This window comes from Mycolicibacterium sp. TUM20985 (assembly GCF_030295745.1).
Classification (GTDB): Bacteria; Actinomycetota; Actinomycetes; order Mycobacteriales; family Mycobacteriaceae; genus Mycobacterium.
The window spans coordinates 921,497-944,078 of sequence record NZ_AP027291.1; the positions used below are offsets into that span (position 1 = coordinate 921,497).

Below are 22,582 nucleotides of genomic sequence, written 5' to 3' on the forward strand. Positions count from 1 at the left end.
AGCGGGTGAGACCAGTGCCGACCGGCAAGGTGAAGTGGTACAGCGCCGAGAAGGGCTTCGGCTTCGTGTCCCAGGAGGAAGGCGAGGACGTCTACGTCGGCTCCTCGGCGCTCCCGGCGGGAGTTCAGGAACTCAAGGCCGGCCAGAAGGTCGAGTTCGGCATCGCCGCGGGACGTCGCGGTCCGCAGGCGTTGAGCCTCAAGGTGATCGAACCGCCGCCGAGCGTCGTGCGGACGCGCCGGGAGGCCACCGCCCCCGAACACAAGCACACGCCCGACGAGTTGCACGGCATGGTCGAGGACATGATCACCCTGCTCGAGGGTTCGGTGCAGCCCGAACTGCGCAAGGGCCGCTACCCCGACCGCAAGACCGCCCGCCGGATCTCCGAGGTGGTCAAGGCCGTCGCTCAGGAACTCGACGCCTAGGCCCTACGGCTGACCCCTGCGGCTAGCGCCGAGTGTGAAGTCGTTATCGGGTTTCCGCCGAAAAGTCGTGCAGAACGTCACGTTCGGCGGGCTCGTAGCCTGCGGCGACTAGCGCGGCGAGGGTGCGGTCGACGATCGTGTGTGGCGCGTAGCGCAGCATGTCGGAGCTGACGCGGATGATCCGCCAGCCCAGAGCCTCGAGTTCGGCCAGCCGATCGATGTCGCGGCGGCGCTGGACGGGGTCGGTCCAGTGCTGGACGCCGTCGTACTCCACGCCGACCAGCCAGTCGATCCAGCCCATGTCGATTCGTCCGACGAAGTGTCCGAACGGGTCGTACACCTCAATCTGCGTCTGCTTGGGGCGCAGACCCGCTGAGGTGAGCACGAGTCGGGTACGAGTTTCCTGCGGGGACTCCGCACCGCCATCCGCCAGATCGATCGCGTTGCGCAGTTGGACGATTCCACGTGCGCCGGGGTGGCGTTCGGCGAGGAGCCCGATGGCCGGCTTCTCGAGCCGGGTGGCCTGCATCAGCGCATCCAAGCGGATGACCGCGTCGGTCAGCTTGCCGCGTCTCCCCATGTCGAATGCGGTCCTCGCCGGCGTCGTCGCGACGACACCACCGACGCTGCAGGATTCGCCATCGGCCAGCCGGTCGCTGTGCAGCACGATCCCAGCGGTGGCGTGGCGGCTGCTGTGGATCAGCTCGGCAGGCTGCGTAGTGTCGATCCACTTCGCCCCGTGGAGGGCCGCCGCGGAAAGCCCGGCGGCCGTCGCCCGACGCCCCGACCATAGCCACGAGGCGATCGCCTTGTCCCTGGCCGTCAATTCGCTGCCGATCGGTATGTATACGTTGCGATGGACGGCGCTGTACTTGGTCGACAACTGGTACCGGTTGACGGTCCCCGCCGCCAGCGCCTCAGTGCCGATGAATGGTGGCATTCTCGTTCGACGCGCCTAGGGTGCCCGTCGGTTCCCTTTGCGTCCCTTTGCGGGCGAGAGTGAACCTGTGCTCGAAGTTGGAGCCGAGAAGCGTGCATATGTTCACGTTGGGCGGGAACAATCGTCTGCGTGGCTTCCTATGTCGAGACCGGCGACTTCAACCGCGATACCAAGTACATCGAGACGCGTATCACCGCGGACGGACTCGACGGGTATCCGGTCGAGCCCGGTCGCTACCGGCTGATCGTCGCCAGGGCCTGCCCGTGGGCCAACCGGGCCATCATCGTGCGGCGGCTTCTCGGCTTGGAAGACGTTCTTTCCATTGGCTTCTGCGGGCCGACGCACGACCAGCGCAGCTGGACCTTCGACCTGGATCCCGGTGGCGTCGACCCGGTCTTGAAGATTCCCCGGCTACAGGACGCCTACTTCACGCGGTTTCCGGGATACGAGAAGGGCATCACGGTGCCCGCGATCGTCGACGTGCCGACGGGCGCGGTGGTCACCAACGACTTTCCGCAGCTGACCCTCGATCTGTCGACCGAGTGGACCGAACACCACCGTCCCGGCGCACCGCAGCTCTACCCGGAACCGCTGCGGGCTGAGATCGACGAGGTGGCCCAGCGGATCTACACCGAGGTGAACAACGGCGTCTACCGGTGCGGCTTCTCGGGCTCGCAATCCGCCTACGATGCGGCCTACGACCGGCTGTTCACTGCCCTGGATTGGTTGACGGAAAGGCTTGCAGCGCAACGCTTCTTGGTGGGTGACACCATTACCGAAGCCGACGTCCGGCTGTTCACCACCCTGGCCCGCTTCGATGCCGTCTATCACGGCCACTTCAAGTGCAATCGGGAGAAACTCGCCGAGATGCCGGTGCTGTGGGCCTATGCCCGCGACCTGTTCCAGACGCCGGGGTTCGGCGACACCACCGACTTCGTCCAGATCAAGAAGCACTACTACGTCGTCCACGCCGACATCAACCCAACGCAGGTGGTGCCCAAGGGGCCCGACCTGGCCAACTGGCTGACACCGCATGGGCGGGAGTCGTTGGGTGGCAAGCCCTTCGGTGACGGGACCCCGCCGGGGCCGACACGTGACGGCGAACGGGTGCCCGCGGGCCACTCAGCGGGCTAAGGCCACACCGTCGCCACCGACCACTCGGCGTGCGGCCAGGGGAACTCGTTGTTCTGCTCGTCGCGCACCAGCGTGGGCAACTGCACGGCGATGCCCGTCAACCGGCCGCGCACTGGGTCGACCGTCGGGATGGTGACGGCCAGCTTCGATCCGGGCCTGAACTCGTCGACGAGGGAGGCGCCGCCTTCGTAGGCGCGGATGAGGATCCACGGTGCGGTGGCGATCGCCGTCGGCACGGACAGCTGAACCGGATCCCGTGTGGTGACGGGTAGTCGGCCGATCGTCTGGGGGATGTCGCACCGGGTGATCTCGAAGACGTCGCAATAGCGGTAGGGGCCGACCCTGACTAGCTGGCCGTGGCTGAAGGCGCTGATCTCGGCATGCTTCGGCGCCGGGGTGCGGGCGAGCCACCACACCAGGGCGCCCGTGCCGCTGGACGCGATGACTGCCACCACCAGGAGGCCGATGAGGGCGCGCTTCATCTGCGCACCGCCGACGCCGTACCGCGGCTCTCCTGCTCGGCGAACACCGGCCGGTTGCCGCCGAGGCCCGGGATCAGCGAATCCCCGCCATTGCTGACGAGCGTCTGCGCCAGCCCGAGGATCAGGAGCGCGGTGATCGCCGTGAAGCCCACCCACAGGTCGGTATAGATGAGCACGCCCATCGCGCCGCCCGCGACCCACGCGAGTTGCAGTAGCGATTCCGACCGTCCGAAGGCCGAGGCGCGGGACCGCTCGGGAAGATCGTCCTGCAGCGAGGCGTCCAGCGAGGCCTTCGCGACGGCGCTGGCACCCGAGGTGACCAGGGTCGCCAAGGCGGCCACCCCGATGTTGCCGAAGACGGCGGTGGCCAGCGCCATGACCGTGACGGCCGTGGCGGCCCGCACCACCAGACGCGACGGGTTGCCGAGTTGGAGGCGGGCGGCGGTGAAGTTGCCGACGAAGTTGCCGATGCCCGCGGCGGCGCCGATCAGGCCGAGGATGCGCAGCTGTTCCCAGCCGCTGGCGTCATGCGACTTGGCGACGAACGCCGGATAGAGGAACAGGAACCCGACCATCACCTTGATGGTGCAGTTACCCCACAGCGAGGTGATGATGTTGCGGCCCAACGGCTGTCGGGTATTCTCCGTGGTCCCAGGCGAGGGCAGCCGATCGAAATGTTCGGTGGCGCCGTGATAGCTCAGCGTGGTGGGCACCTCACCCTCGGTGACCTCCACCCACTTGGGGATGCGCATCGACAGCACCGCGCCGACCACCGTCACCGCGACGCACACGTACAGGGCACCCGGCAGGTGGAAGAGGCCGAACACGTACTCGACACCCGCGGCGATCGCGCCCCCGAGGATGGTGCCACCCAGCAGACCGAACATGGTCAGGCGCGAGTTCACGCGGACGAGGTCGATGGTGGGCGGCAGGACGCGGGGCGTCATGGCACTGCGCAGCACGCTGAACGATTTCGACAGCACCATCATCCCGAGTGCGCACGGGTACAGCACCCAGGGCGGAAAGCTGCCCGTCGCGGGGTCGTAGTTGGCGATGAGGACGACGGCCAGCCCGGTCCGCACGGCGAACGACGTGGCCAGCGCCACGCGTCGGCCGTGCTGCAGCCGATCGAGGGCGGGGCCGATCAGCGGCGCGATGATGGCGAACGGAGCGATGGTGATGACGAGGTACAACGCGACCTTGCTCTTGCTCTCGCCGGAGGCGGCCGCGAAGAACAAGGTGTTGGCCAGTGCCACCGCCATGGCGGAGTCGGCCGCGAAGTTCGCCATCACGGGGTACGTCAGCGCGGTGAGGCCCGACTTGTCGGCGCCGTCGGCGGTGGCGGCCTTCTGGAAGAGCCCGTACATCTTCGAGCCCATTTCGCGGCCGCGTCCCGTCGCGCCGCGCGGCCTGGCCTCCGACGGTCCGACCTCGTCGGCATAGGGGTCGTTCGCGTCGGTGCGCCTGCCGGTGGTGCGCTTGTCGTCCATCGGCGGCAGCCATCTGTTGGCGCTTGACGGGCTGCTCGGGTAGTTCGCCATCCCGGGATGCTCGCCCCGATGACCCCCGGGTGGACGCGGCGGATGGTAGCGGGGGTCGCGCGAGTCATCGGGCCCCGCGGGGGGGTCTCGCCGCGAACCGGTCACGCCGTCGATTCTTCCCCATGTGACGAACCGTCGCCCGCAGGGCGGCCGGTGTGGCTTTGCTCCTAGGTCGTCAGGCAGTATTGACGGCGATGGACAGCATGATCGAACCAGCCGAACCGGCCGCCGACGACCTCGTGGCCGAGCCACCGGAACCGTCGGCGGACGTGACCGGGGTGCTGACGGACGCGCGTGACCTCGCCCGCGCCGCGATCAAGGAGTTCAGTGGCGACGAGGTGGTCGGTGAGTACCTCGGCGTCGCACTCGACGACCCGACCGCCGCGACGCACCGGTTCCTCGCCGCCATGCCCGGATATCAGGGGTGGCAGTGGGCGGTGGTCGTCGCCGCGCATCCCGGGGCCGAACATGCCACCGTCAGCGAGGTGGTCCTGATACCAGGCCCGACGGCGCTGCTGGCGCCGCAGTGGGTGCCGTGGCAGGACCGCGTCCAGCCGGGTGACCTCAGCCCGGGGGATCTGCTCGCCACTCCCGCCGACGACCCGCGGTTGGCACCCGGGTACACGTCGACCGGCGACGAAGAGGTCGACGACCTGGCCGCCGAGGTGGGTTTCGGCAAGAGTCAGGTGCTCAGCCAGTGGGGCCGGATCGAAGCGGCCGAGCGCTGGTACGACGGCGACTACGGGCCGGGTTCGGCGATGGCCCGCGCGACCCGCAAGGTGTGCCGCGACTGCGCCTACTATCTGCCGCTCACCGGGTCCCTCGGCAGGCTATTCGGCGTCTGCGCGAACGAGATGTCCGCCGACGGGCACGTCGTCGCGGGCGAATACGGCTGCGGCGCGCATTCGGACACCCCGAAACCCGCCACCATCGGGTCCCCGATGTTCGATCCGTTCGACGACGGTGTGCTCGACCTGACCCAGCCCGGCGCCAACCAGACCTAGCCCTCGGCGGTTAGTGCAGGCCCCCTTGCGCGCCCCGGGCGCCGCGGCGCACGGCGCGGCGTTGCCACAGGAAGATCGACGTACCCAGCACGCCGACGCCCAGACCGGCCACGGTCACCGGGCGCCACTCGTGAAGACCGGGCACCGTGAAGGCCAGTACCGCCGCGACCAGCCAGCCGACGGCGATCACGGAGATCACGGGCCATGGCGCGAGCAGCATGTCGGGCAGCGCCGGGGGTTCGGGCGCGGTGTCCCTTGGCGGTCGCTGCGGATCGGAGGATGACGCGTCCATTGCGGACCAACCTAATGGATTCGCGACGCGGTGTCGGTACTGTTTGCGTCGTGACCGACCCCGACGCCCGGTTGGCCAGCGACTTGTCGCTGGCGGTAGTGCGGCTGGCGCGCCAACTGCGCTTCCGTCGGCCCGACTCTCCGGTGTCGTTGTCGCAGCTGTCGGCGCTCGCCACGCTCGCCAAGGAGGGCCCGATCACGCCGGGCACCCTGGCCATTCGGGAACGGGTGCGGCCGCCGTCGATGACGCGGGTCATCGCCTCGCTGGCCGAGCTGGGTTTCGTCGACCGCTGCGCGCACCCGGACGACGGGCGGCAGGTGTTGGTGTCGGTGTCCGCGGTCGGCCACGAGTTGATCGATGCCGAGCGCCGCGCCAGTCAGGAGTGGCTGCAGCAGCGGTTGGCGGAACTGGAACCCGAACAGCGCAAGACGCTCCTGGCGGCGGCCGACCTGATGCTCGCGATCGTGGACGAAGGCGCTTGAGCCCCAACGTCGTCGACGTCGATGAACCGTCGGATGCCAGGCTTGACGACTTCCGCGATCTCAACAGCATCGACCGCAGACCCGACCTGCCCAGCGGCAAGGGGCTCGTCATCGCCGAGGGTGTGCTGGTGGTGCAGCGGATGCTGGTGTCCCGCTTCGCGCCGAGGGCCTTCCTCGGAACCGATCGCCGGCTCGGTGAGCTGACCGGCGATCTCGAGCGCACCGACGCACCCTTCTACCGGGCGAGCCCCGAGGTGATGGCCGACGTCGTGGGCTTCCACCTCAACCGCGGGGTGCTCGCGGCAGCGCCACGCCCGCCGGAGCTGTCGGTCGCCGGGGTGATCGACCGAGCCCGCACGATCGCGGTGCTCGAGGGGGTCAACGATCACGAGAATCTCGGTTCGGTCTTCCGCAACGCGGCGGGTCTCGGCGTGGACGCGATCATCTTCGGGCTCGGGTGTGCCGATCCGCTGTATCGCCGGGCCGTGCGCGTGTCGATGGGGCATGCGCTGCTGGTGCCCTACGCCTGGGCGGGTGATTGGCCCGGCGACTTGCAGACATTGCGGGACAACGGTTTTCGGGTCCTTGCGATGACGCCGAATCCCACCGCGCCGACCCTGGCCGCCGCCATGGACGGGTTGGCCGAGAACAAGGTGGCGATCCTCGTGGGCGCCGAGGGCCCCGGTCTCAGCGAGCGGACCATGCGGGCGAGCGACGTCCGGGTCCGGATTCCGATGGCGCGGGGTACCGATTCGCTGAACGTGGCGACCGCTGCAGCGCTGGCGTTCTACGAGCGCGCGCGACGATAAGCTCGCCGGGTGGACGAGGACGCGACGCCCTGGGGGACCGGGCTGACGGTGGCCGCGTTCGTCGCCGCCGTGACGGCCGGCGCGATCATCGTCTTGAGCCTGGGCCTGACCCGGGTGCATCCACTGCTGGCGGTCGGGCTGAACGTGGTAGCCGTCGGTGGGCTGGCGCCGACCGTCTGGGGCTGGCGGTCGCGACCGGTATGGCGTTGGTTCGTCCTCGGCAGTGGGGTCGGGGTCTCCGTGGGCTGGCTGGTGTTGCTCGCGATGGCGGTCGGCACCGCGCGCGGATAGCCCTCGGCGCATCAGCGCCGCGGTTACCTACTAGGGCTGAGTGCCGGAGCGAACGCCCAGCAGGACGTCCTCCCAGCCGGGAACCTCGGGCTTGCGCTTGCGGGTCCGGGGCTTGGGCGCGGCGGGCGGAGCGGCTTCGGGCGCAGTTGTCGTTGCGGCAGGGGCAGGGGCAGGGACCGGCTCGGGTGTCGGGGCAGGCTCGGGCAGCGACAGGTCCAGGGTCGGCACCGGCGCCACCGCCCGCAGCGGGGGGCGATCGAAGTGGGGATCGATGAGTTCGGCAGCCGCGTCATCGAAGGCGGTCGCGGTGCCACCGTGTGCGCCCGGCACGAAGCGGAAGTGCGCGACGTTGTCCGACCGGCCCGCCTTCCACGACAGCTGGACCGTCCATCGACCGTCCTCGTTGCGCCAGGCATCCCAGGACGTCGCGTCCGGATCGAGGCCACGTCCCACCAGCGCCGTCGTCACGGTCTCCAGCAGGGTCAGCACCGCGGGCCCGTCGACGAGCACGGGGTGCGACGCAGTCGCCAGCTCGGCAGCACGCGACCGCTCGAGCAGGACCGGGTGCGCGAACCGCTCGACCCGAGCCACGTCGACACCCGCTGCTCCCGCCACCTGCTCGACGGATGCGCCCGCGCGGATCCTGGCTTGAATCTCCTTGGGCGTCAGCACGTTTGGGACCTCGACATCAACGGGGGTGGGCATGGCGGCAGCACGCTCGCCGCTCAACGCGGCGCGGAGGCGGTCGTCAGGGCGGAGAATGAACTTCTCACTGGACTCAGCCGTCTCGCAGATGATGCGTTGGCCATCGACGTCGAGTCCGACGACTTTCAATTCCCGCATGTGCGACCTCCTAGGGCGGCTCAACGGCTCACCCTACGTCGTTATCGGGCCGTTACCTCCTATGACACGCTGGCGCTAGTCGAGGTGCTCGACGACCCAGTCCACGCACGACGTCAGCGCGCTGACGTCGTCGGGTTCCACGGCGGGGAACATCGCCACCCGGAGCTGGTTGCGGCCCAGCTTGCGGTACGGCTCGGTGTCGACGATGCCATTGGCGCGCAACACCTTGGCCACCGCCGCGGCGTCGACCTCGTCGGTGAAGTCCACGGTGCCCACCACCTGCGACCGGAGCGCCGAATCGGTGACGAAGGGGGTGGTGTAGCCGGTGGCCTCGGCCCACGAGTACAACCGCTGCGAGGAGTCCGCGGTGCGCTTGACCGCCCAGTCCAGGCCGCCGTTGCCGTTCAGCCAGTCCAGCTGCTCGGCCATGAGCACCAACGTGCCGATCGCCGGAGTGTTGTAGGTCTGATTCTTCAGGCTGTTGTCGATGGCGATCGGCAGCGACAGGAAGTCGGGTACCCAGCGACCCGATGCCGCGATCTTCTCGACCCTGGCGAGCGCCGCGGGGCTCATGATCGCCAGCCACAGCCCGCCATCGGACGCGAAGTTCTTCTGGGGCGCGAAGTAATAGGTGTCGGTGTCGGCGATGTCGACGGGCAGGCCACCGGCCGCGGACGTCGCATCGATGACCACCAGGGCATCACCCGCCGGGCGCTGAATGGGCACCGCGACGCCGGTCGAGGTCTCGTTGTGGGCCCAGGCGACGACGTCGACCGACGGGTCTGACTGCGGCTCGGGGGCGCTGCCGGCATCGGCCTTGACGATGATCGGGTCACCGACGAACGGGTTCGCGGCCACCGCGGAGGCGAACTTGGCGCTGAACTCACCGAACGTGAGGTGCAGGGACCGCTCGTCGATCAGGCCGAAGGCGGCGGCGTCCCAGAATGCGGTGGAGCCACCGTTGCCGAGGATGACCTCGTAACCGTCGGGCAGGGAGAAGAGTTGCCGGACGCCATCGCGCACCCGACCGACCAGGTTCTTGACCGGCGCCTGCCGGTGCGACGTGCCGAAGAGGTGACTGGCGTCGACGAGCGCCTGCACTTGCTCGGGGCGCACCTTCGACGGGCCGGAGCCGAAGCGTCCGTCCTTGGGCTTGAGATCGGCGGGAATCAGGAGTTCGGCCATGACTGCTCAGCGTAGTGAGGACCTCTTGGCCGCGACTGGTGGGCCCGTCACGAGACCTGCGTCACATGTGATGCGAATTACCCCCTTCGGCGCACACGTTGCCGAAGAGGCTGTTCAATTCATGGGACCTCCGGTACCGTCAGTGGACATCGGACTGACAAATGTAAACCTCACGGAGGCTTCGAATGGCTGTCAAGATCGCCAAGACGCGCATCATCCGCCGCTGGCGCAAGAACATGGAGGTTCTCGACGACGCCTCTTACGTCGACACGCTCACCACGCTGTCCGAGGGGTCGGTGCGACGCAACTTCAACCCCTACACCGACATCGACTGGGATTCGCCGGAGTTCGCGGTGACCCCGAACGACGAGCGCTGGATCCTGCCGGCTACCGATCCGATCGGTAGGCACTCCTGGTACCGGTCACAGCCCACGGAACGCCAGATCGAGATCGGCATGTGGCGGCAGGCCAACGTCGCCAAGGTCGGCCTGCACTTCGAGTCGATCTTGATCCGGGGCCTCATGGAGTATTCGTTCTGGACGCCCAACGGCTCACCGGAGTATCGCTACTGCCTCCACGAGGCGGTGGAGGAGTGCAACCACACGCTGATGTTCCAAGAGATGGTGAACCGCATCGGCGCCGACGTGCCGGGCATGCCGCGCCTGCTCAAATGGGTGCAGCCCGTCATCCCGCTGGTCGCCGGTCCGCTGCCCATCCCGTTCTGGTTCGGCATACTCGCCGGCGAGGAGCCCATCGACCACACGCAGAAGAACGTGCTGCGAGAGGGTAAGGCCCTGCATCCAATCATGGAACGGGTCATGGCCATCCACGTCGCCGAGGAGGCCCGGCACATCTCGTTCGCCCACGAGTACCTGCGCAAGCGAGTCCCGCACCTGCCGCGCCGCAAACGGTTCTGGCTGTCGCTCTACGTTCCGCTCACGATGCGAACCCTGTGCTCCGCCATCATCGTTCCGCCTCGCGCGTTCTGGAAGGAATTCGACATCCCACGGTCGGTCCGCAAGGACATCTTCTTCTCCTCGCCCGAGTCTCGAAAGATGTTGCGCGACATGTTCGGTGACGTTCGGATGCTCTGCCAGGAGACCGGCTTGATGAATCCGGTGGCGAAGCTGATCTGGCGGCTGTGCCGGATCAACGGCGACCCCAGTCGCTACCGCAGCGAGCCCCAGCGCCAGCACCTGGTGTCGGTCGCGTAGGGGAATCAGGCGACACCCGGCATGCCCCATGTAATTACTCAGTCGTGTTGCAGCGACGGATCCTGTGTCTACGCCTGCCCGGTGAACTGCATCCATCCGTCACCGGATGAGCCGGGCTTCGCCACCGCGGAGATGCTCTACATCGATCCGGTGGCGTGCGTGGATTGCGGCGCGTGTGTCAGCGCGTGCCCCGTCGGCGCCATCGCTCCCGACACCAAACTCGGCGACGAGCAGCAGGTCTTCGTCGAACTCAACGCGGCGTTCTACCCCAAGCGCGAGGGCAAGCTGCCACCGACGTCGAAGCTCGCACCCGTGCTGGAGGCGCCCGCCGTGCACCGGCGCGACGGGGGTCCCCTGACGGTGGCGATCGTCGGATCGGGCCCGGCGGCGATGTACGCCGCCGACGAGCTGCTGACTCAGAAGGGGGTGCGCGTCAACGTCTTCGAGAAGCTGCCGACGCCCTACGGTCTGGTCCGCTCCGGAGTGGCGCCCGATCACCAGTCGACCAAGCGCGTCACCGCGTTGTTCGACCGCATCGCGGGCCGTCCGGGCTTCCAGTACTTCCTCAACGTCGAGGTCGGCAGGCACGTCTCGCACGCCGAGCTGGTCGAACACCATCACGCCGTGCTCTATGCCGTCGGCGCGCCGAACGACCGGCGGCTGGACATCGAGGGAATGGGTCTGCCCGGCAGCGGCACCGCGACCGAGATGGTGGCCTGGATCAACGGGCATCCCGAATTCGCCCATCTGCCGGTTGATTTGAGCTCCGAACGCGTCGTGCTCGTCGGCAATGGCAACGTGGCCCTCGACGTCGCGCGCGTGCTCACCACCGACCCGGACGACCTGGCCCGGACCGACGTGTCCGCCCACGCGCTCGCCACACTTCGCGACTCTCGGGTGCAAGAGGTCGTGGTCGCCGCGCGGCGCGGGCCCGCGGCGTCGGCGTTCACGCTGCCCGAGCTGATCGGGTTGACCGCCACTCATGACGTCGTGCTCTCGGCCGAGGATCACGATCTGGTGCGCCGGGAGCTGGCGACGGAGTCAGACCCGTTGACCCGCAACAAGCTCGAGGTACTCGCCAAGCTCGGCGACGCCGGGCGGGCGCCGGTCGGTCGACCCCGCATCCGGCTGGCGTACCGGCTGACCCCGCTGCGGCTACTCGGCGACACGCGCGTCGAGGGCATCGCCTTCACCCAAACCGGGACCGACGAGGTCCAGCGCGTCGAGGCGGGCCTGGTTCTGACGTCGATCGGCTACCGCGGCAAGCCGATTCGCGATCTCCCGTTCGACGACGTGAAGGCCGTGGTCCCCAACGACGGCGGACGCGTCACCGGGGCGCACGCCACATACGTCGCCGGTTGGATCAAGCGAGGCCCGACGGGGTTCATCGGCACCAACAAGTCGTGCGCGGCGCAGACGGTCGGCAACCTCGTCGCCGACTACAACGACGGTGGGCTCGTCGACCCCGTCGCCGGACCGTCCCGGCTGAGGGCGCTGATTCGGGCTCGTCAGCCCGACGTCGTCGATGCGGCCGGGTGGACCGCGATCGACCGCGCGGAGATCGACAGGGGCGGGGCCGAACGTCCGCGGGACAAGTTCACCGACGTGGGCGACATGCTCGCCGCCGCGGCGACGGCACCGGCGCCGACAGTCGGTCGGCGACTGCTCGCAGGGCTGCGTCGCTAGGGGCCACCTCCGACCCAGACCGCGCGCAGAAGAAGGCCATCGAGCTCGCGTCCGATGACGCTGTGCACGGGGAAGCGGCGCGCGATCGTCACGTTCTCCTCCGTCAGCTCCTCGGCCCAGTCGGCGGGCCAGCCCCCGTCGGCCAGGCTGGTCCGGAACGCCAGGACGACGTCCTCACGGGTCAGGTCCGACTCGACGACCGTGGCCGTCGTGGTGGCCCGGTGGGATGCCGCTCCGGCGAACCCACGTCCGCATCCGCATGGCCCGCGCGGATCGTTGCGGTCCCAATCGCACGGCTCCTGGATCCACACCAACTCGCCTGCCACGCAGTAGTTGTAGTCGTCAGGTTCGGTCCCCTGGGTAAGTGCGGTCGCGACGAGGATCTTCATGAAGGCGCGCCCTCGCTGGTAGCTGATTCGAACATTTGTACGATGATGCCACCGACGACCGACAGCCTGCCGAGCGCGTTGACTCAGCCGAAATGCGCGCGAGATGCCGCGAAAGCTGGGGTCGTTGCCTCACCGGAAATGCGCGCGTACGGCGCGCCTGCGTGATCTGTCAGCAATGACCTCGGTAGGCCGGAGCGATGGGGTTGACGATGACCGAGCGCAAGGCAGTGACCGAAACGACTGCCATCCGTTATTCACTGGCAGACAAACGAGCCAAGGGCGTGATTCTGGATGAGTTGTGCGCCACCACGGGATGGCACCGCAACCACGCCCGTAAGGCGCTCACGACGGCATTACGGCCCAAACTGGTCACACCGAGACGTCCGCGGCCACCGACCTACGGACCGGAGGTCGTTGCCGCGTTGACGGTGTGCTGGACGGTGTTGGGGATGCCGGCCGGTAAGCGCCTGGCGCCGATGCTGGGCGAACTGCTTGCGGTGTTGCGCCATTTTGGGGAGTTGGTCCTCGATGAGGACATCGCGACGCTGTTGGTGTCGATGTCGGCGGCCACCATCGACCGGCGGCTGGCTCCCGAACGGCGCAAACACCAGCTCAAGGGGCGCGCCACCACCAAGCCGGGATCGCTGCTGAAGAGTCAGATTCCGGTGCGGACCTGGGCCGACTGGGACGACGGGCGACCGGGGTTCGTCGAGATCGACCTGGTCTGCCACGACGGGGGAAGCCTCACCGGCCCGCATGCGTTCACCTTGACCGTCACCGACATCGCCACCGGCTGGACCGAGAACCGCTCTGTGCCCAGCAAATCAGCCAAATGCGTGCTGGCCGCTGTGAACGACATCGCCGCCAAGATGCCGTTCCCGATCCTGGGCGTGGATTCGGACAACGGATCGGAATTCATCAACGTCCACTTGTTGGCCTGGTGTGAACAACGTCAGATCACCTTCACCCGGGCGCGGCCAGGAAACAAGAACGACGGCTGCCACGTCGAGCAGAAGAACTGGGCCGTGGTTAGGCAGGTAGTTGGCTATCACCGCTACGACACGGCATCAGAGTTGTTGTTGCTCAACGAGATCTGGCAGCTGCAGTCCAAGCTGACCAACTACTTCTACCCGCAGCAGAAACTCGTGTCCAAGGTCCGTACCGGAGCCAAGGTGTCCAAGAAGCACGACATCGCCACCACCCCATTCCACCGCGCGATCGATCACCCGAACACACCCGTGCAGCGCATCGTGGCGCTGACTCGGACCTACTCCATGGTCAATCCTGCCGCCGTCCAACGCCAGATCCACTCCCTGACCGCACAACTTCTCGCCATGACAACCAGCAAAGCCGACGCCAGCATCAACAAGCGCGCACGCTCAAATGAGGCAACGAAGAGTCCCACGCGCGCATCTTGACGTGAGGCAACACGCGAGGTCGACTTTCCCAAAATCGGCACGTCTGTCTCAAGGCCCGCGTAAGCAAGTTGCATGAGAGCTTCGGCGTACGTGGGACGAATCGGGGAGTTGGCGGTCGCGCTGGGAGTCGGCGCGGCACTCTTCGCCGGGACGGGAACCGCGTGGGCGGACCCTGCGTCGTCGGATTCGTCGGATTCGTCGGATTCTGCGCCGGCGCCGGCGCCAGCGCCGCCGCCGGCGCCGGTGGACCCGGGTGCCGAGAGCGGGCCGACGGTCGGATCCTCCGACGGCACCCCGGCCCCAGCCACGTCGGACGCCCCGAAGTCGACGGTGAGCGCGTCCACCGTGACGATCTCCAAGGATGACGATCCCGCCAAGACGTCATCACATGATGACGATCCAACCGAGGCGTCATCACGTGATGACGAGGCCGCCGGGACGTCGTCCTCTGAGGAAGCACAGGACGACCCACCCCCGACGCAGGCGAACAAATCGCCAACCGTCGCCCCTGAAACTTCCTCGACACCCGTCACTACGGTCGACGCCACCGAGGTGAGGATGCGTGTGAATTCGGCTGCGGCACAGCCGGAAGCGGTCACCACGACACAGCGCGTCTCCAGTACGCTTGCCGTCCAGCAGACCTCGCCCCCGCCCGCCGTCCCGACGCTGCGCCCATGGCCCACCGCCTTCGACCCGCTCACCGTGGTGACCTACGTGACCGGTCTGGTGACCAGCCTCGTCAATGCCGTCCTGAGCCCCTTCGCCGCGGGCGCGCCGGCGCTGCCCTCGGATCCGACGCCGTGGGCCCTTCTGGCGTGGGTGCGGCGCGAGTTGTTCAACGAGTCGCCGACGATCGCCAGCGATCTGCCGCAGACGCAGAGCTTGACCCTCGACGGTGACGTCGTCGTCAAGGGCAACGTCGGAGCCGCGGACGCCGACGGCGGCCCGGTGTCCTACACCGTCATCGGTCGGCCCCTCAACGGTGGGACCGTCACCGTCGATGCGAACGGCGACTTCACCTATCGGCCCATGAACGCCATGGCGGCGGTCGGCGGAACTGACTCCTTCACCGTCATGGTCGACGACGAGGCCGCCGGCTTCCACCTACACGGACCCCTGGGGCTGTTGCAGTTCGTGCCGATCCTCGGAAGCTTGCTCAATCCGAGTGCCGGGCACCGGGTGGCGAAGACCATCACGGTGACCGTGACGCCGGTCGGTGGCGTCGACCTGTCCTTCCCCAAGGGGTTCCGGTGGGGTGTCGCGCATGCCGGATTCCAGGCCGAGGGTGGGCCGGGTTCGCCCGTCGACCCCAACTCCGACTGGTACCGCTGGGTGCACGACCCGATCAACCAGTTCCTCGGCTTCACCAACGGTGTGCCAGAGAACGGGCCGGGCACCTACGTCTCCTACGACACGGACGCGGAGTTGGCCCGCCAGGACCTTGGCATGAACACCTTCCGGATGGGCATCGAGTGGAGCCGGATCTTCCCGAATTCGACTGCGGGAATCAATATCTCGGATGAGGGCGGCACCGTGAGCCAGGCCGACCTGCAGGCCATGGATCAGTTGGCCAACCAGGCCGAGGTGGCCCACTACCGGGCGGTGTTCGCCTCTCTTCGGGCGCACGGCCTCGAGCCGTTGGTGACGGTCAACCACTTCACCCTGCCGACCTGGGTCAATGATCCGATCACCGCCCGGCCCCTGATTCAGCTCGGCCTGCCCGCGCCGACCGCTGGTTGGTTGTCACCGGGCACACCCGTCGAGTTCGAGAAGTTCGCGGCGTACGTCGCCTGGAAGTACGGCGACCAGGTGGACGACTGGGCCACCCTCAACGAACCGTTCTCACCGATCCTCACCCAGTTCTTCGCCATCCCAGGGCTCGTCCCCGCGTGGCCGCCCGGCGTCATCCGGCCCGACCTCGCGTCGACCTTCCTGGTCAACGAAGCCAAGGGGCACGTGGCCGCCTACGATGCAATTCACCAGTGGGACAACAAGGTTGCGACAGTGGGTAAGGCCGCCGCATCCGTCGGCTTCACCAACAACATGATTCCCGCCCGGCCGGCCGATCCGGTGAACCCCCTCGACGTGCAGGCCGCCGACGCGTGGAACTCCTTCTACAACGGATGGTTCCCCAACGCGGTGATCGACGGCTGGGTGGATGCCAACTTCGACGGCGTCAAGACAGCCAACGAGGTGCATGCCGACTTCACGGGCAAGGCCGACTGGATCGGCGTGCAGTACTACGGCTCGCAGCCGATGCAGGGCTTCGGCGTCGCGCCGATCCCCGGCTTCCCGTTCCTGCGTGGCCTTCCGGTCCGGTGCGACCCCTCGCCGACGTGCAGCGACTACAACCAGCCCACCGACCCGGGCGGCTTCCGCGAGGTGCTCGATTTCGCGGCGTCCTACGGAAAACCGTTGTGGGTCACCGAGAACGGGATCGCCGACGCCGGTGACTCGAAGCGTCCTCCGTACCTCGTCAACCACATCGCCGTCGTCCAGGACATGGTCGCCCACGACACGAACATCCTGGGTTACACGTACTGGTCCTTCGTCGACAACCTCGAGTGGGCCGAGGGCTACGACCTGCACTTTGGGTTGTACGGCTCGGATCCGACCACCCCAGAACTCGAGCGCACGCCGAAGCCGACGAGCATCTCCGCCATCAGCCAGATCACCAAGGCCAACGCGCTGCCGACGGCGCTGCTGGCGACCTACGTGCCCTGACTCATGGCTGCGGCGATCTCCTCGCTGCTGACCTCGCGCATCGGTTGCCCCATCGACCACATGTGACCGAAGGGATCGTGGAGGACGCCGTAGCGGTCGCCCCAGAACTGATCCGCCAGGGGGGCGACGACGGTCGCGCCGGCATCGACTGCCCGTTGGAACTGGCTCTCGACGTCGGTCACCGTGAGATGAATCGTCACGGGCGTGCCGCCGAGCGACTTCGGTGTCATCGACTTTCCGCCGGTCATCTCGGGGAAGTCGTCGTTCAGCATCACCACCGAGCCGTTGATGCGCACGGCCGCATTGACCAGCCTCCCGTCGGGCCCCGGCACCCGGCCGAGTTCCTCCGCCCCGAAGGCGGCGACGTAGAAGTCGATGGCCGCGGCGGCGTCATCGACGATCAGATAGGGGGAGACGGCCGGTTGCACTTCGATCGCCATGGTGGGGCTCCTCTCGAGGGTGGACGTTCACCGATGTCGACCGTGCCACCCGCCGAAACTCATCGGTGGCTATACGACGGAGAATCCGGTGGGCAGTGGGGCCCTGCCGGTGAGGGCCGTCAACACCATCTCTCCGCGGCCGAGGGCGATGCCGATGCGGGCGGCCAGCGCAGTCGCGTCGGCGAGCACGTCCGGCGGCAGCGCAAACCCGACGTTCGCGGCCTTGGCGATGTCGAGGCTGTGGACCGCCAGTTCGAACACCCGCGTCGGCAAATAGTTGCTCAATCTGACACCCAGGCCACCGATCACCTCGATGAGCGGATCACCAACGCTTGCAACGTCTTCGAGTACGCGCTCGAGCAGTACGTCGATCTTCGCCGCGGGGTCCTCGCCGAGTTCGCGGCCCGCCTTACGAGCCCGCTCGTCGATCGCCGCCGCGCCCGCTGCCGCAGCGTAGTCGGCGATCTTCACGTAGTAGTCGGCGGCGTCGTGGACGTCCTCGTGGTCGGCGGTGTTCTGCAGATACGTGCTCACGGTGATCAGCGAGCGCGACGTGTGCCCGACGAGAGCGCGCAGATCCCATTCTCCCAGTCCCGGCCCCGCCCAAGCGGACTCGGGGATGGTGTGGACGAGTGCGGCGAACGCCCTGGCGGCGGAGTCGAACGTCACGCCGTGATCTGATCCCAGCCCTCGACTGATTCCGGGCTGCGGGGGGCGGGGCCGACGTAGATGGCGGCGGGACGCACCAGCTTGCCGAGCCGCTTCTGTTCCAGGATGTGCGCGCACCAACCCGCGGTGCGGCCACACGTGAACATGGCAGGCATCATCTTCGGCGGCACGCCGGCGAAGTCGAGCATGACGGCGGCCCAGAACTCGACGTTGGTTTCAATGGCACGGTCGGGGCGTCGCTCGCGCAGTTCGGTGAGCGCAGCCTGCTCGAGTGCGGCCGCCACCTCGAAGCGCGGGGCCGCCAGCCGCTCGGCGGTGGCCCGCAGCACGCGGGCCCGGGGATCCTCGGCGCGGTAGACGCGGTGGCCGAAGCCCATCAGCTTCTCCTTGCGGTCCAGGATTCCCTTGACCACTGCCTGGGCGTCACCGGAGCGCTCCAGCTCCTCGATCATCGGCAGCACCCGGGCCGGCGCCCCACCGTGCAGGGGACCGCTCATCGCGCCGACGGCACCGGACAGCGACGCGGCGACGTCAGCACCCGTCGAGGCGATCACCCGAGCGGTGAACGTGGAGGCGTTCATCCCGTGCTCGGCCGCCGTGACCCAGTACGCATCGATGGCTTCAACGTGTTTGGGGTCGGGATCGCCCTTCCAGCGCGTCATGAATCGCTCTGTGACCGAGTCGCATTCGTCGATGGTTCGCTGGGGAACGGCGGGCTGATGGATTCCGCGCGCCGACTGTGCGACATAGGACAGGGCCATCACCGAGGCGCGGGCCAACTGGTCGCGGGCGGTGTCGTCGTCGATGTCGAGGAGCGGTTGATACCCCCAGATCGGGGCGAGCATCGCCAACCCCGCCTGCACGTCGACCCGGACGTCGCCGGTGTGGATGGGCAATGGGAACGGCTCCGCAGGCGTCAGGCCATTGCCGAATCGGCCGTCCACCAACAGCGACCACACGTCGCCAAAGGTGACGTGCTGGGTGACGAGGTCTTCGATATCGACGCCGCGGTAGCGCAAGGCGCCGCCGTCCTTGTCGGGTTCGGCGATCTCGGTGGTGAAGGCGACGACGCCTTCGAGGCCCTCTACGAAGCCGTCTGGTAAACCGCTTGGAACCGTTGACGTGCTAGTCATGGGCAGATTCTCGCACCCGGTCCGAAGCTGATTCCTGCCGGTGGGCGTAGCGTCGCATTCGTGGTTTCCCAGGGGAGGAGCGCAGTGACCGGCGACGACGGTGAGCACTTGGCGCGCATGCGCGTCGAGTATGGATCGCCCGAGAAGGATGGCAGCCCAGATCTCGATGCCGACTGGCTCGAAGACGGGTGGATCGTGTTGCTGCGCAAGTGGTTGGGCGAGGCCGAACGTGCCGGGATCGTGGAGCCGAACGCCATTGTGCTGGGCACCGTCGACGGCGAGGGAAGGCCTTCCACCCGGACGGTGTTGTGCAAGGGCGTGGACGACACCGGCATCGCCTTCTACACGAACTACGACTCCGCCAAGGGGCAACACCTTCTCGCGACGCCCTACGCGTCGGCCACCTTCACGTGGTACGCCCTCGGGCGTCAGGTGCACGTCCGCGGCGCGGTGACCAAGGTCGCGCCCGAGGTGACGGCGAACTACTGGTCCAAGCGGCCGCGCGGCTCACAGCTGGGGGCGTGGGCGTCCCTTCAATCCCAGCCCATCGCCTCCCGGGAAGCGCTCGAGCAGCAGCTCGCCGACGTCACCGAACGGTTCGCCGGAGTCGAGTCCGTGCCCGTACCGGCGAACTGGGGCGGCTACCGCATTGCACCCGATGAGATCGAGTTCTGGCAGGGCCGGGAAAACCGGGTGCACAACCGGATTCGCGTCACCCGCGACGCCGGAGCGGTTGCGGTCTCGCGGCTGCAACCCTAGGAGTGGCGGGGTTCCTCGCCGACACCACACCACTGCGGACGCCGGACTTCCGCAGGCTGTGGCTGGCCGGCATCGTCACCGTCATCGGCGCCAATCTCACCATCTTCGCCGTTCCCGTTCAGCTCTACGCACTCACTCAGAATTCGGCCTACGTCGGGCTATCGGGCATCTTCGCCGTGGTTCCCCTGGTGGTCTTCGGGCTGTGGGGTGGCGCGTGGGCCGACGCGATGGACCGCAGGCTGCTGCTGGTCATCGCGTCGATCGGGCTGGCGGTGTCGTCGGTGCTGCTGTGGGTGCAGGCGGCGCTGGGCCTGAACAACGTGTGGGTGGTGCTGTGTCTGCTGTCGGTGCAGCAGGCCTTCTTCGCGATCAACAGCCCGACCCGTTCGGCGGCGATTCCCCGGATGGTGCCGCTGGAGCAACTGCCCGCGGCGAACTCGCTGAACATGACCGTCATGCAGTTCGGGGCGATCGTGGGACCGCTGCTCGCCGGGGTGCTCCTGCACTTCGTCGACCTGTCGACGCTGTACCTCATCGACGCGCTTACGTGCATCGCCCCGATCTTCGCGACATTCGCGCTAGCGAAGATGCCGCCGACCGGAACGGCACGGGGATCTGCCCGGTGGGGGTTCGCTGCAGTCCTCGACGGGTTCCGGTATCTGGCCGGCAACCGCGTGGTGCTGATGTCCTTCGTCGTCGACCTGATCGCGATGATCTTCGGCATGCCGCGGGCCCTCTTCCCGCAGATGGCCCACGAGAGTTTCGGAGGGCCGGTCGAGGGCGGTAGCGCGATGGCCTACCTGTCGGCGGCCATTGCGGTGGGCGCCGTCGCGGGCGGAGTCTTCTCGGGCTGGCTACCGCGGGTGCACCGCCAAGGTCTCGCGGTAGTGCTGGCAATCGTGGTGTGGGGGTTGGCCATGGTGGGTTTCGGTCTCGCCGCCGGATCCGCCGATGGTCGCGCCGGAGCGTTGTTGTGGATCGCATTGGCGTTCCTGGCCGTCGGCGGTGCGGCCGACATGGTGTCGTCGGCGTTCCGTTCGACGATTCTGCAACAGGCGGCGTCCGACGACCTGCGGGGCCGACTGCAGGGCGTCTTCACGGTCGTCGTCGCCGGTGGACCGCGGTTGGCCGACGCGGTCCACGGCGCGTCGGCGGCCGTCGTCGGCACGACGGTGGCTGCAGCGGGCGGTGGCGGCCTCGTCGTGGTCGGCGTGGTGATCGCCGCACTGTTGGTACCGGCGTTCATCCGCTACCGCGTCTGAGTTCGCCACAACGCGTCGAATTCTTCCCAGCGGGTTAACATCTCCTCGTGATCGATGTGTCGAGGGTGTCGGCGCCGGGCCTCCGTGAGCGCAAGAAGCTCCGGACGCGGGCAGTGCTCATCGACGCCGCCATGAATCTCTGCCTCAAACACGGTTACGAGCAAACGACCGTCGAACAGATCGCCTCGTCGGCAGAGGTGTCGACTCGAACCTTCAGTCGTTACTTCCCGACGAAGGACGCGGTGTTCCTCACCCTCATCGACGACTACGCAAGTGTGGTCGCGGAGGAACTGGAGACCATCGACTCGGAAGTCGGACCGCTGGAGGCGATGCGACAAGCCCACGTGACCGTCCTGACGCGAGTGGCGAGCCAGCAGATCGGCAGGATGACCACTGACCGCATCGTCCTCATGTTGCGTGTCATCAACGCGTCGGACACGTTGAAGCAGGCGGCTTTCGAGTTCCGCCACGACGTCACGCAGGTCGTGCTGGCCAAGCGGATGGGGGTGGATGTCGCGGACCGCCGGGCGCGTCTGGTGAACATCATCTTCTCGGCGACCATCGTGGCCGCGTGTGGGGACCTCATCGCCGACACCGCCACCACGAGGCTGGGGCCGATCGTGATGGCGCAACGACTCAACGAGGCACTCGCACAAGTGTCGTGGATGTCGAGCGACCTGAAATGTCCACCGGCGGGGGCCGACTACGAGCCGGTGTATGGCTAATCCTGCTTCCGCTGAAGTCCCGCCACCAGGCCTGCGGGAACGCAAGAAGTCGAGAACTCGCGCGACCCTCATCGAAGCTGCTGCCGACCTGTGTCTGAGACAGGGGTACGACAACACCACCGTCGAACAGATCGCCGCAGCCGCGGACGTGTCACCAAGGACCTTCAGCCGGTACTTCCCGACCAAGGAGTCGGTGATCACCGCGATGACCGGCGACGTGGACGCCTTCCTCGCCGCCGCGTTGAGTGAACAGCCGACCGACATCGACGAGTACGAGGCGCAGCTACGGGCTCATCTCGAGGTGTTCGGGGCAGGCGCGGGGCAGCAGACGCCGGGTTTCACGCGGATGGCCGTGCTGATCCAGATCATCAACAATGCCGAGTCGTTGCGGTCGTCGGCGTTCCTGCACCAGCGGGCGGTCGAGGAGCGGGTGGCGTTCGCGGTCATGGGTCGTCGGATGGGCGTTCCGGCCTCCGATCCGGCCGTCCGAATGGTGGGTGACACTTGGACGGTGTTGTTCGCCAACGCCTTCGCTGGGCTGGGAACCCCCGGCCACGACCCGCTCGAGCCCCACGTCCTGTGCAACCGGATTCGGGCGCAGTACGAGCTGTTCCGCCGGACCTGGGTCCCGTGGCGGATTGAAGAGACCGCGAGGGGTCAACCCCCCGCAAGCGCTCGAAACCGATAGCGACTACCTTCCTACTAGTGACGGACAGCTTCGTTCCGGTCGACAAC

24 protein-coding genes are annotated in these 22,582 nt (G+C 67.6%); 14 read left to right on the forward strand and 10 right to left on the reverse strand.

Annotated elements, in window-relative coordinates; genetic code table 11:
* Positions 1–14 precede the first annotated feature (14 nt).
* On the forward strand, positions 15–425 hold the full coding sequence (locus tag QUE68_RS04500) for a cold-shock protein (protein WP_284230672.1): 411 nt from the start codon (positions 15–17) through the stop codon (positions 423–425).
* A gap of 43 nt (positions 426–468) precedes the next feature.
* Here QUE68_RS04500 and QUE68_RS04505 read toward each other — a convergent pair whose 3' ends face one another.
* On the reverse strand, positions 469–1,365 hold the full coding sequence (locus QUE68_RS04505; RefSeq protein WP_284224764.1) for an endonuclease domain-containing protein: 897 nt from the start codon (positions 1,363–1,365) through the stop codon (positions 469–471).
* Between the two features lie 129 nt (positions 1,366–1,494).
* Here QUE68_RS04505 and QUE68_RS04510 point away from each other — a divergent pair, with 129 nt between their 5' ends.
* On the forward strand, positions 1,495–2,499 hold the full coding sequence (locus QUE68_RS04510) for a glutathione S-transferase family protein (RefSeq protein ID WP_284224766.1): 1,005 nt from the start codon (positions 1,495–1,497) through the stop codon (positions 2,497–2,499).
* On the opposite strand, the gene QUE68_RS04515 is transcribed toward QUE68_RS04510, so the two are convergent.
* On the reverse strand, positions 2,496–2,981 hold the full coding sequence (locus QUE68_RS04515) for a DUF2771 domain-containing protein (protein WP_284224767.1): 486 nt from the start codon (positions 2,979–2,981) through the stop codon (positions 2,496–2,498). The genes QUE68_RS04510 and QUE68_RS04515 overlap by 4 nt on opposite strands.
* On the reverse strand, positions 2,978–4,522 hold the full coding sequence (locus tag QUE68_RS04520) for an MFS transporter (protein WP_284224768.1): 1,545 nt from the start codon (positions 4,520–4,522) through the stop codon (positions 2,978–2,980). The genes QUE68_RS04515 and QUE68_RS04520 overlap by 4 nt, the downstream gene beginning before the upstream one ends.
* Positions 4,523–4,716: 194 nt before the next feature.
* Here QUE68_RS04520 and QUE68_RS04525 point away from each other — a divergent pair, with 194 nt between their 5' ends.
* Positions 4,717–5,526 (forward strand): DUF3027 domain-containing protein, encoded by an 810-nt coding sequence (locus tag QUE68_RS04525; protein WP_284224769.1) that lies wholly within the window; start codon positions 4,717–4,719, stop codon positions 5,524–5,526.
* Between the two features lie 10 nt (positions 5,527–5,536).
* Here the strand turns inward: QUE68_RS04525 and QUE68_RS04530 are convergent, their stop codons facing one another.
* Entirely contained in the window at positions 5,537–5,818 is a 282-nt protein-coding gene (locus QUE68_RS04530; RefSeq protein WP_284224770.1) for a DUF2530 domain-containing protein, read from the reverse strand.
* Between the two features lie 50 nt (positions 5,819–5,868).
* Between QUE68_RS04530 and QUE68_RS04535 the strand changes: the two genes are divergently transcribed.
* The 3 genes from QUE68_RS04535 to QUE68_RS04545 are packed head-to-tail and all read left to right on the forward strand — an operon-like array spanning position 5,869 to position 7,400.
* Positions 5,869–6,300 (forward strand): Rv0880 family HTH-type transcriptional regulator, encoded by a 432-nt coding sequence (locus QUE68_RS04535; RefSeq protein WP_284224772.1) that lies wholly within the window; start codon positions 5,869–5,871, stop codon positions 6,298–6,300.
* Positions 6,297–7,109, forward strand: coding sequence for a TrmH family RNA methyltransferase (locus QUE68_RS04540; RefSeq protein ID WP_284224773.1), 813 nt, complete (start codon positions 6,297–6,299; stop codon positions 7,107–7,109). Before QUE68_RS04535 ends, QUE68_RS04540 begins: the two co-directional genes overlap by 4 nt.
* A gap of 9 nt (positions 7,110–7,118) precedes the next feature.
* Positions 7,119–7,400, forward strand: a complete 282-nt coding sequence (locus QUE68_RS04545) for a DUF2537 domain-containing protein (protein ID WP_284224774.1) — start codon at positions 7,119–7,121, stop codon at positions 7,398–7,400.
* Between the two features lie 30 nt (positions 7,401–7,430).
* On the opposite strand, the gene sepH is transcribed toward QUE68_RS04545, so the two are convergent.
* Together sepH and serC are read right to left on the reverse strand one after the other, a co-directional pair.
* Positions 7,431–8,243 carry a septation protein SepH gene (sepH, locus tag QUE68_RS04550; protein ID WP_284224776.1) on the reverse strand — a complete coding sequence of 271 codons (813 nt, stop codon included), beginning with the start codon at positions 8,241–8,243 and terminating at the stop codon, positions 7,431–7,433.
* A 75-nt stretch (positions 8,244–8,318) separates the two neighbouring features.
* Positions 8,319–9,428, reverse strand: a complete 1,110-nt coding sequence (gene serC, locus QUE68_RS04555) for a phosphoserine transaminase (RefSeq protein ID WP_284224777.1) — start codon at positions 9,426–9,428, stop codon at positions 8,319–8,321.
* Positions 9,429–9,613: 185 nt separating this feature from the next.
* On the opposite strand from serC, the gene QUE68_RS04560 reads away from it, so the two are divergent.
* Positions 9,614–10,642 (forward strand): AurF N-oxygenase family protein, encoded by a 1,029-nt coding sequence (locus tag QUE68_RS04560; protein ID WP_284224778.1) that lies wholly within the window; start codon positions 9,614–9,616, stop codon positions 10,640–10,642.
* Between the two features lie 21 nt (positions 10,643–10,663).
* Positions 10,664–12,328 carry an FAD-dependent oxidoreductase gene (locus QUE68_RS04565; RefSeq protein ID WP_284224779.1) on the forward strand — a complete coding sequence of 555 codons (1,665 nt, stop codon included), beginning with the start codon at positions 10,664–10,666 and terminating at the stop codon, positions 12,326–12,328.
* Here QUE68_RS04565 and QUE68_RS04570 read toward each other — a convergent pair.
* A complete protein-coding gene (locus QUE68_RS04570) occupies positions 12,325–12,717 on the reverse strand; it encodes a DUF7715 family protein (protein WP_284224780.1) in 393 nt (130 codons plus the stop codon). The two genes, QUE68_RS04565 and QUE68_RS04570, sit on opposite strands and share 4 nt — an antisense overlap.
* 197 nt (positions 12,718–12,914) lie before the next feature.
* Between QUE68_RS04570 and QUE68_RS04575 the strand changes: the two genes are divergently transcribed.
* Together QUE68_RS04575 and QUE68_RS04580 are read left to right on the forward strand one after the other, a co-directional pair.
* The gene (locus tag QUE68_RS04575) at positions 12,915–14,135 is read left to right on the forward strand and encodes a DDE-type integrase/transposase/recombinase (RefSeq protein ID WP_284224044.1); all 1,221 of its coding nucleotides are present in this window, start codon (positions 12,915–12,917) and stop codon (positions 14,133–14,135) included.
* Between the two features lie 72 nt (positions 14,136–14,207).
* Entirely contained in the window at positions 14,208–16,859 is a 2,652-nt protein-coding gene (locus QUE68_RS04580) for a family 1 glycosylhydrolase (protein ID WP_284224781.1), read from the forward strand.
* Here the strand turns inward: QUE68_RS04580 and QUE68_RS04585 are convergent.
* The 3 genes from QUE68_RS04585 to QUE68_RS04595 all read right to left on the reverse strand — a co-directional run bounded on the left by QUE68_RS04585 (position 16,847) and on the right by QUE68_RS04595 (position 19,101).
* Positions 16,847–17,299, reverse strand: a complete 453-nt coding sequence (locus QUE68_RS04585; RefSeq protein WP_284224782.1) for a VOC family protein — start codon at positions 17,297–17,299, stop codon at positions 16,847–16,849. The two genes, QUE68_RS04580 and QUE68_RS04585, sit on opposite strands and share 13 nt — an antisense overlap.
* Positions 17,300–17,368: 69 nt before the next feature.
* The gene (locus QUE68_RS04590) at positions 17,369–17,968 is read right to left on the reverse strand and encodes a maleylpyruvate isomerase N-terminal domain-containing protein (RefSeq protein WP_284224783.1); all 600 of its coding nucleotides are present in this window, start codon (positions 17,966–17,968) and stop codon (positions 17,369–17,371) included.
* The gene (locus QUE68_RS04595) at positions 17,965–19,101 is read right to left on the reverse strand and encodes a citrate synthase 2 (RefSeq protein WP_284224784.1); all 1,137 of its coding nucleotides are present in this window, start codon (positions 19,099–19,101) and stop codon (positions 17,965–17,967) included. The genes QUE68_RS04590 and QUE68_RS04595 overlap by 4 nt, the downstream gene beginning before the upstream one ends.
* Positions 19,102–19,218: 117 nt before the next feature.
* Here QUE68_RS04595 and pdxH point away from each other — a divergent pair, with 117 nt between their 5' ends.
* From pdxH to QUE68_RS04615, 4 genes are read left to right on the forward strand one after another with little or no spacing between them, the layout of a single operon-like run.
* A complete protein-coding gene (gene pdxH / locus QUE68_RS04600) occupies positions 19,219–19,860 on the forward strand; it encodes a pyridoxamine 5'-phosphate oxidase (protein ID WP_454786454.1) in 642 nt (213 codons plus the stop codon).
* Between the two features lie 2 nt (positions 19,861–19,862).
* Positions 19,863–21,122 carry an MFS transporter gene (locus QUE68_RS04605; protein ID WP_284224786.1) on the forward strand — a complete coding sequence of 420 codons (1,260 nt, stop codon included), beginning with the start codon at positions 19,863–19,865 and terminating at the stop codon, positions 21,120–21,122.
* Between the two features lie 47 nt (positions 21,123–21,169).
* Positions 21,170–21,847 (forward strand): TetR/AcrR family transcriptional regulator, encoded by a 678-nt coding sequence (locus QUE68_RS04610; RefSeq protein ID WP_284224788.1) that lies wholly within the window; start codon positions 21,170–21,172, stop codon positions 21,845–21,847.
* Positions 21,840–22,535: a TetR family transcriptional regulator gene (locus QUE68_RS04615; protein ID WP_284224789.1), complete on the forward strand. Its 696-nt coding sequence runs from the start codon at positions 21,840–21,842 to the stop codon at positions 22,533–22,535. Before QUE68_RS04610 ends, QUE68_RS04615 begins: the two co-directional genes overlap by 8 nt.
* Positions 22,536–22,582: the final 47 nt, after the last annotated feature.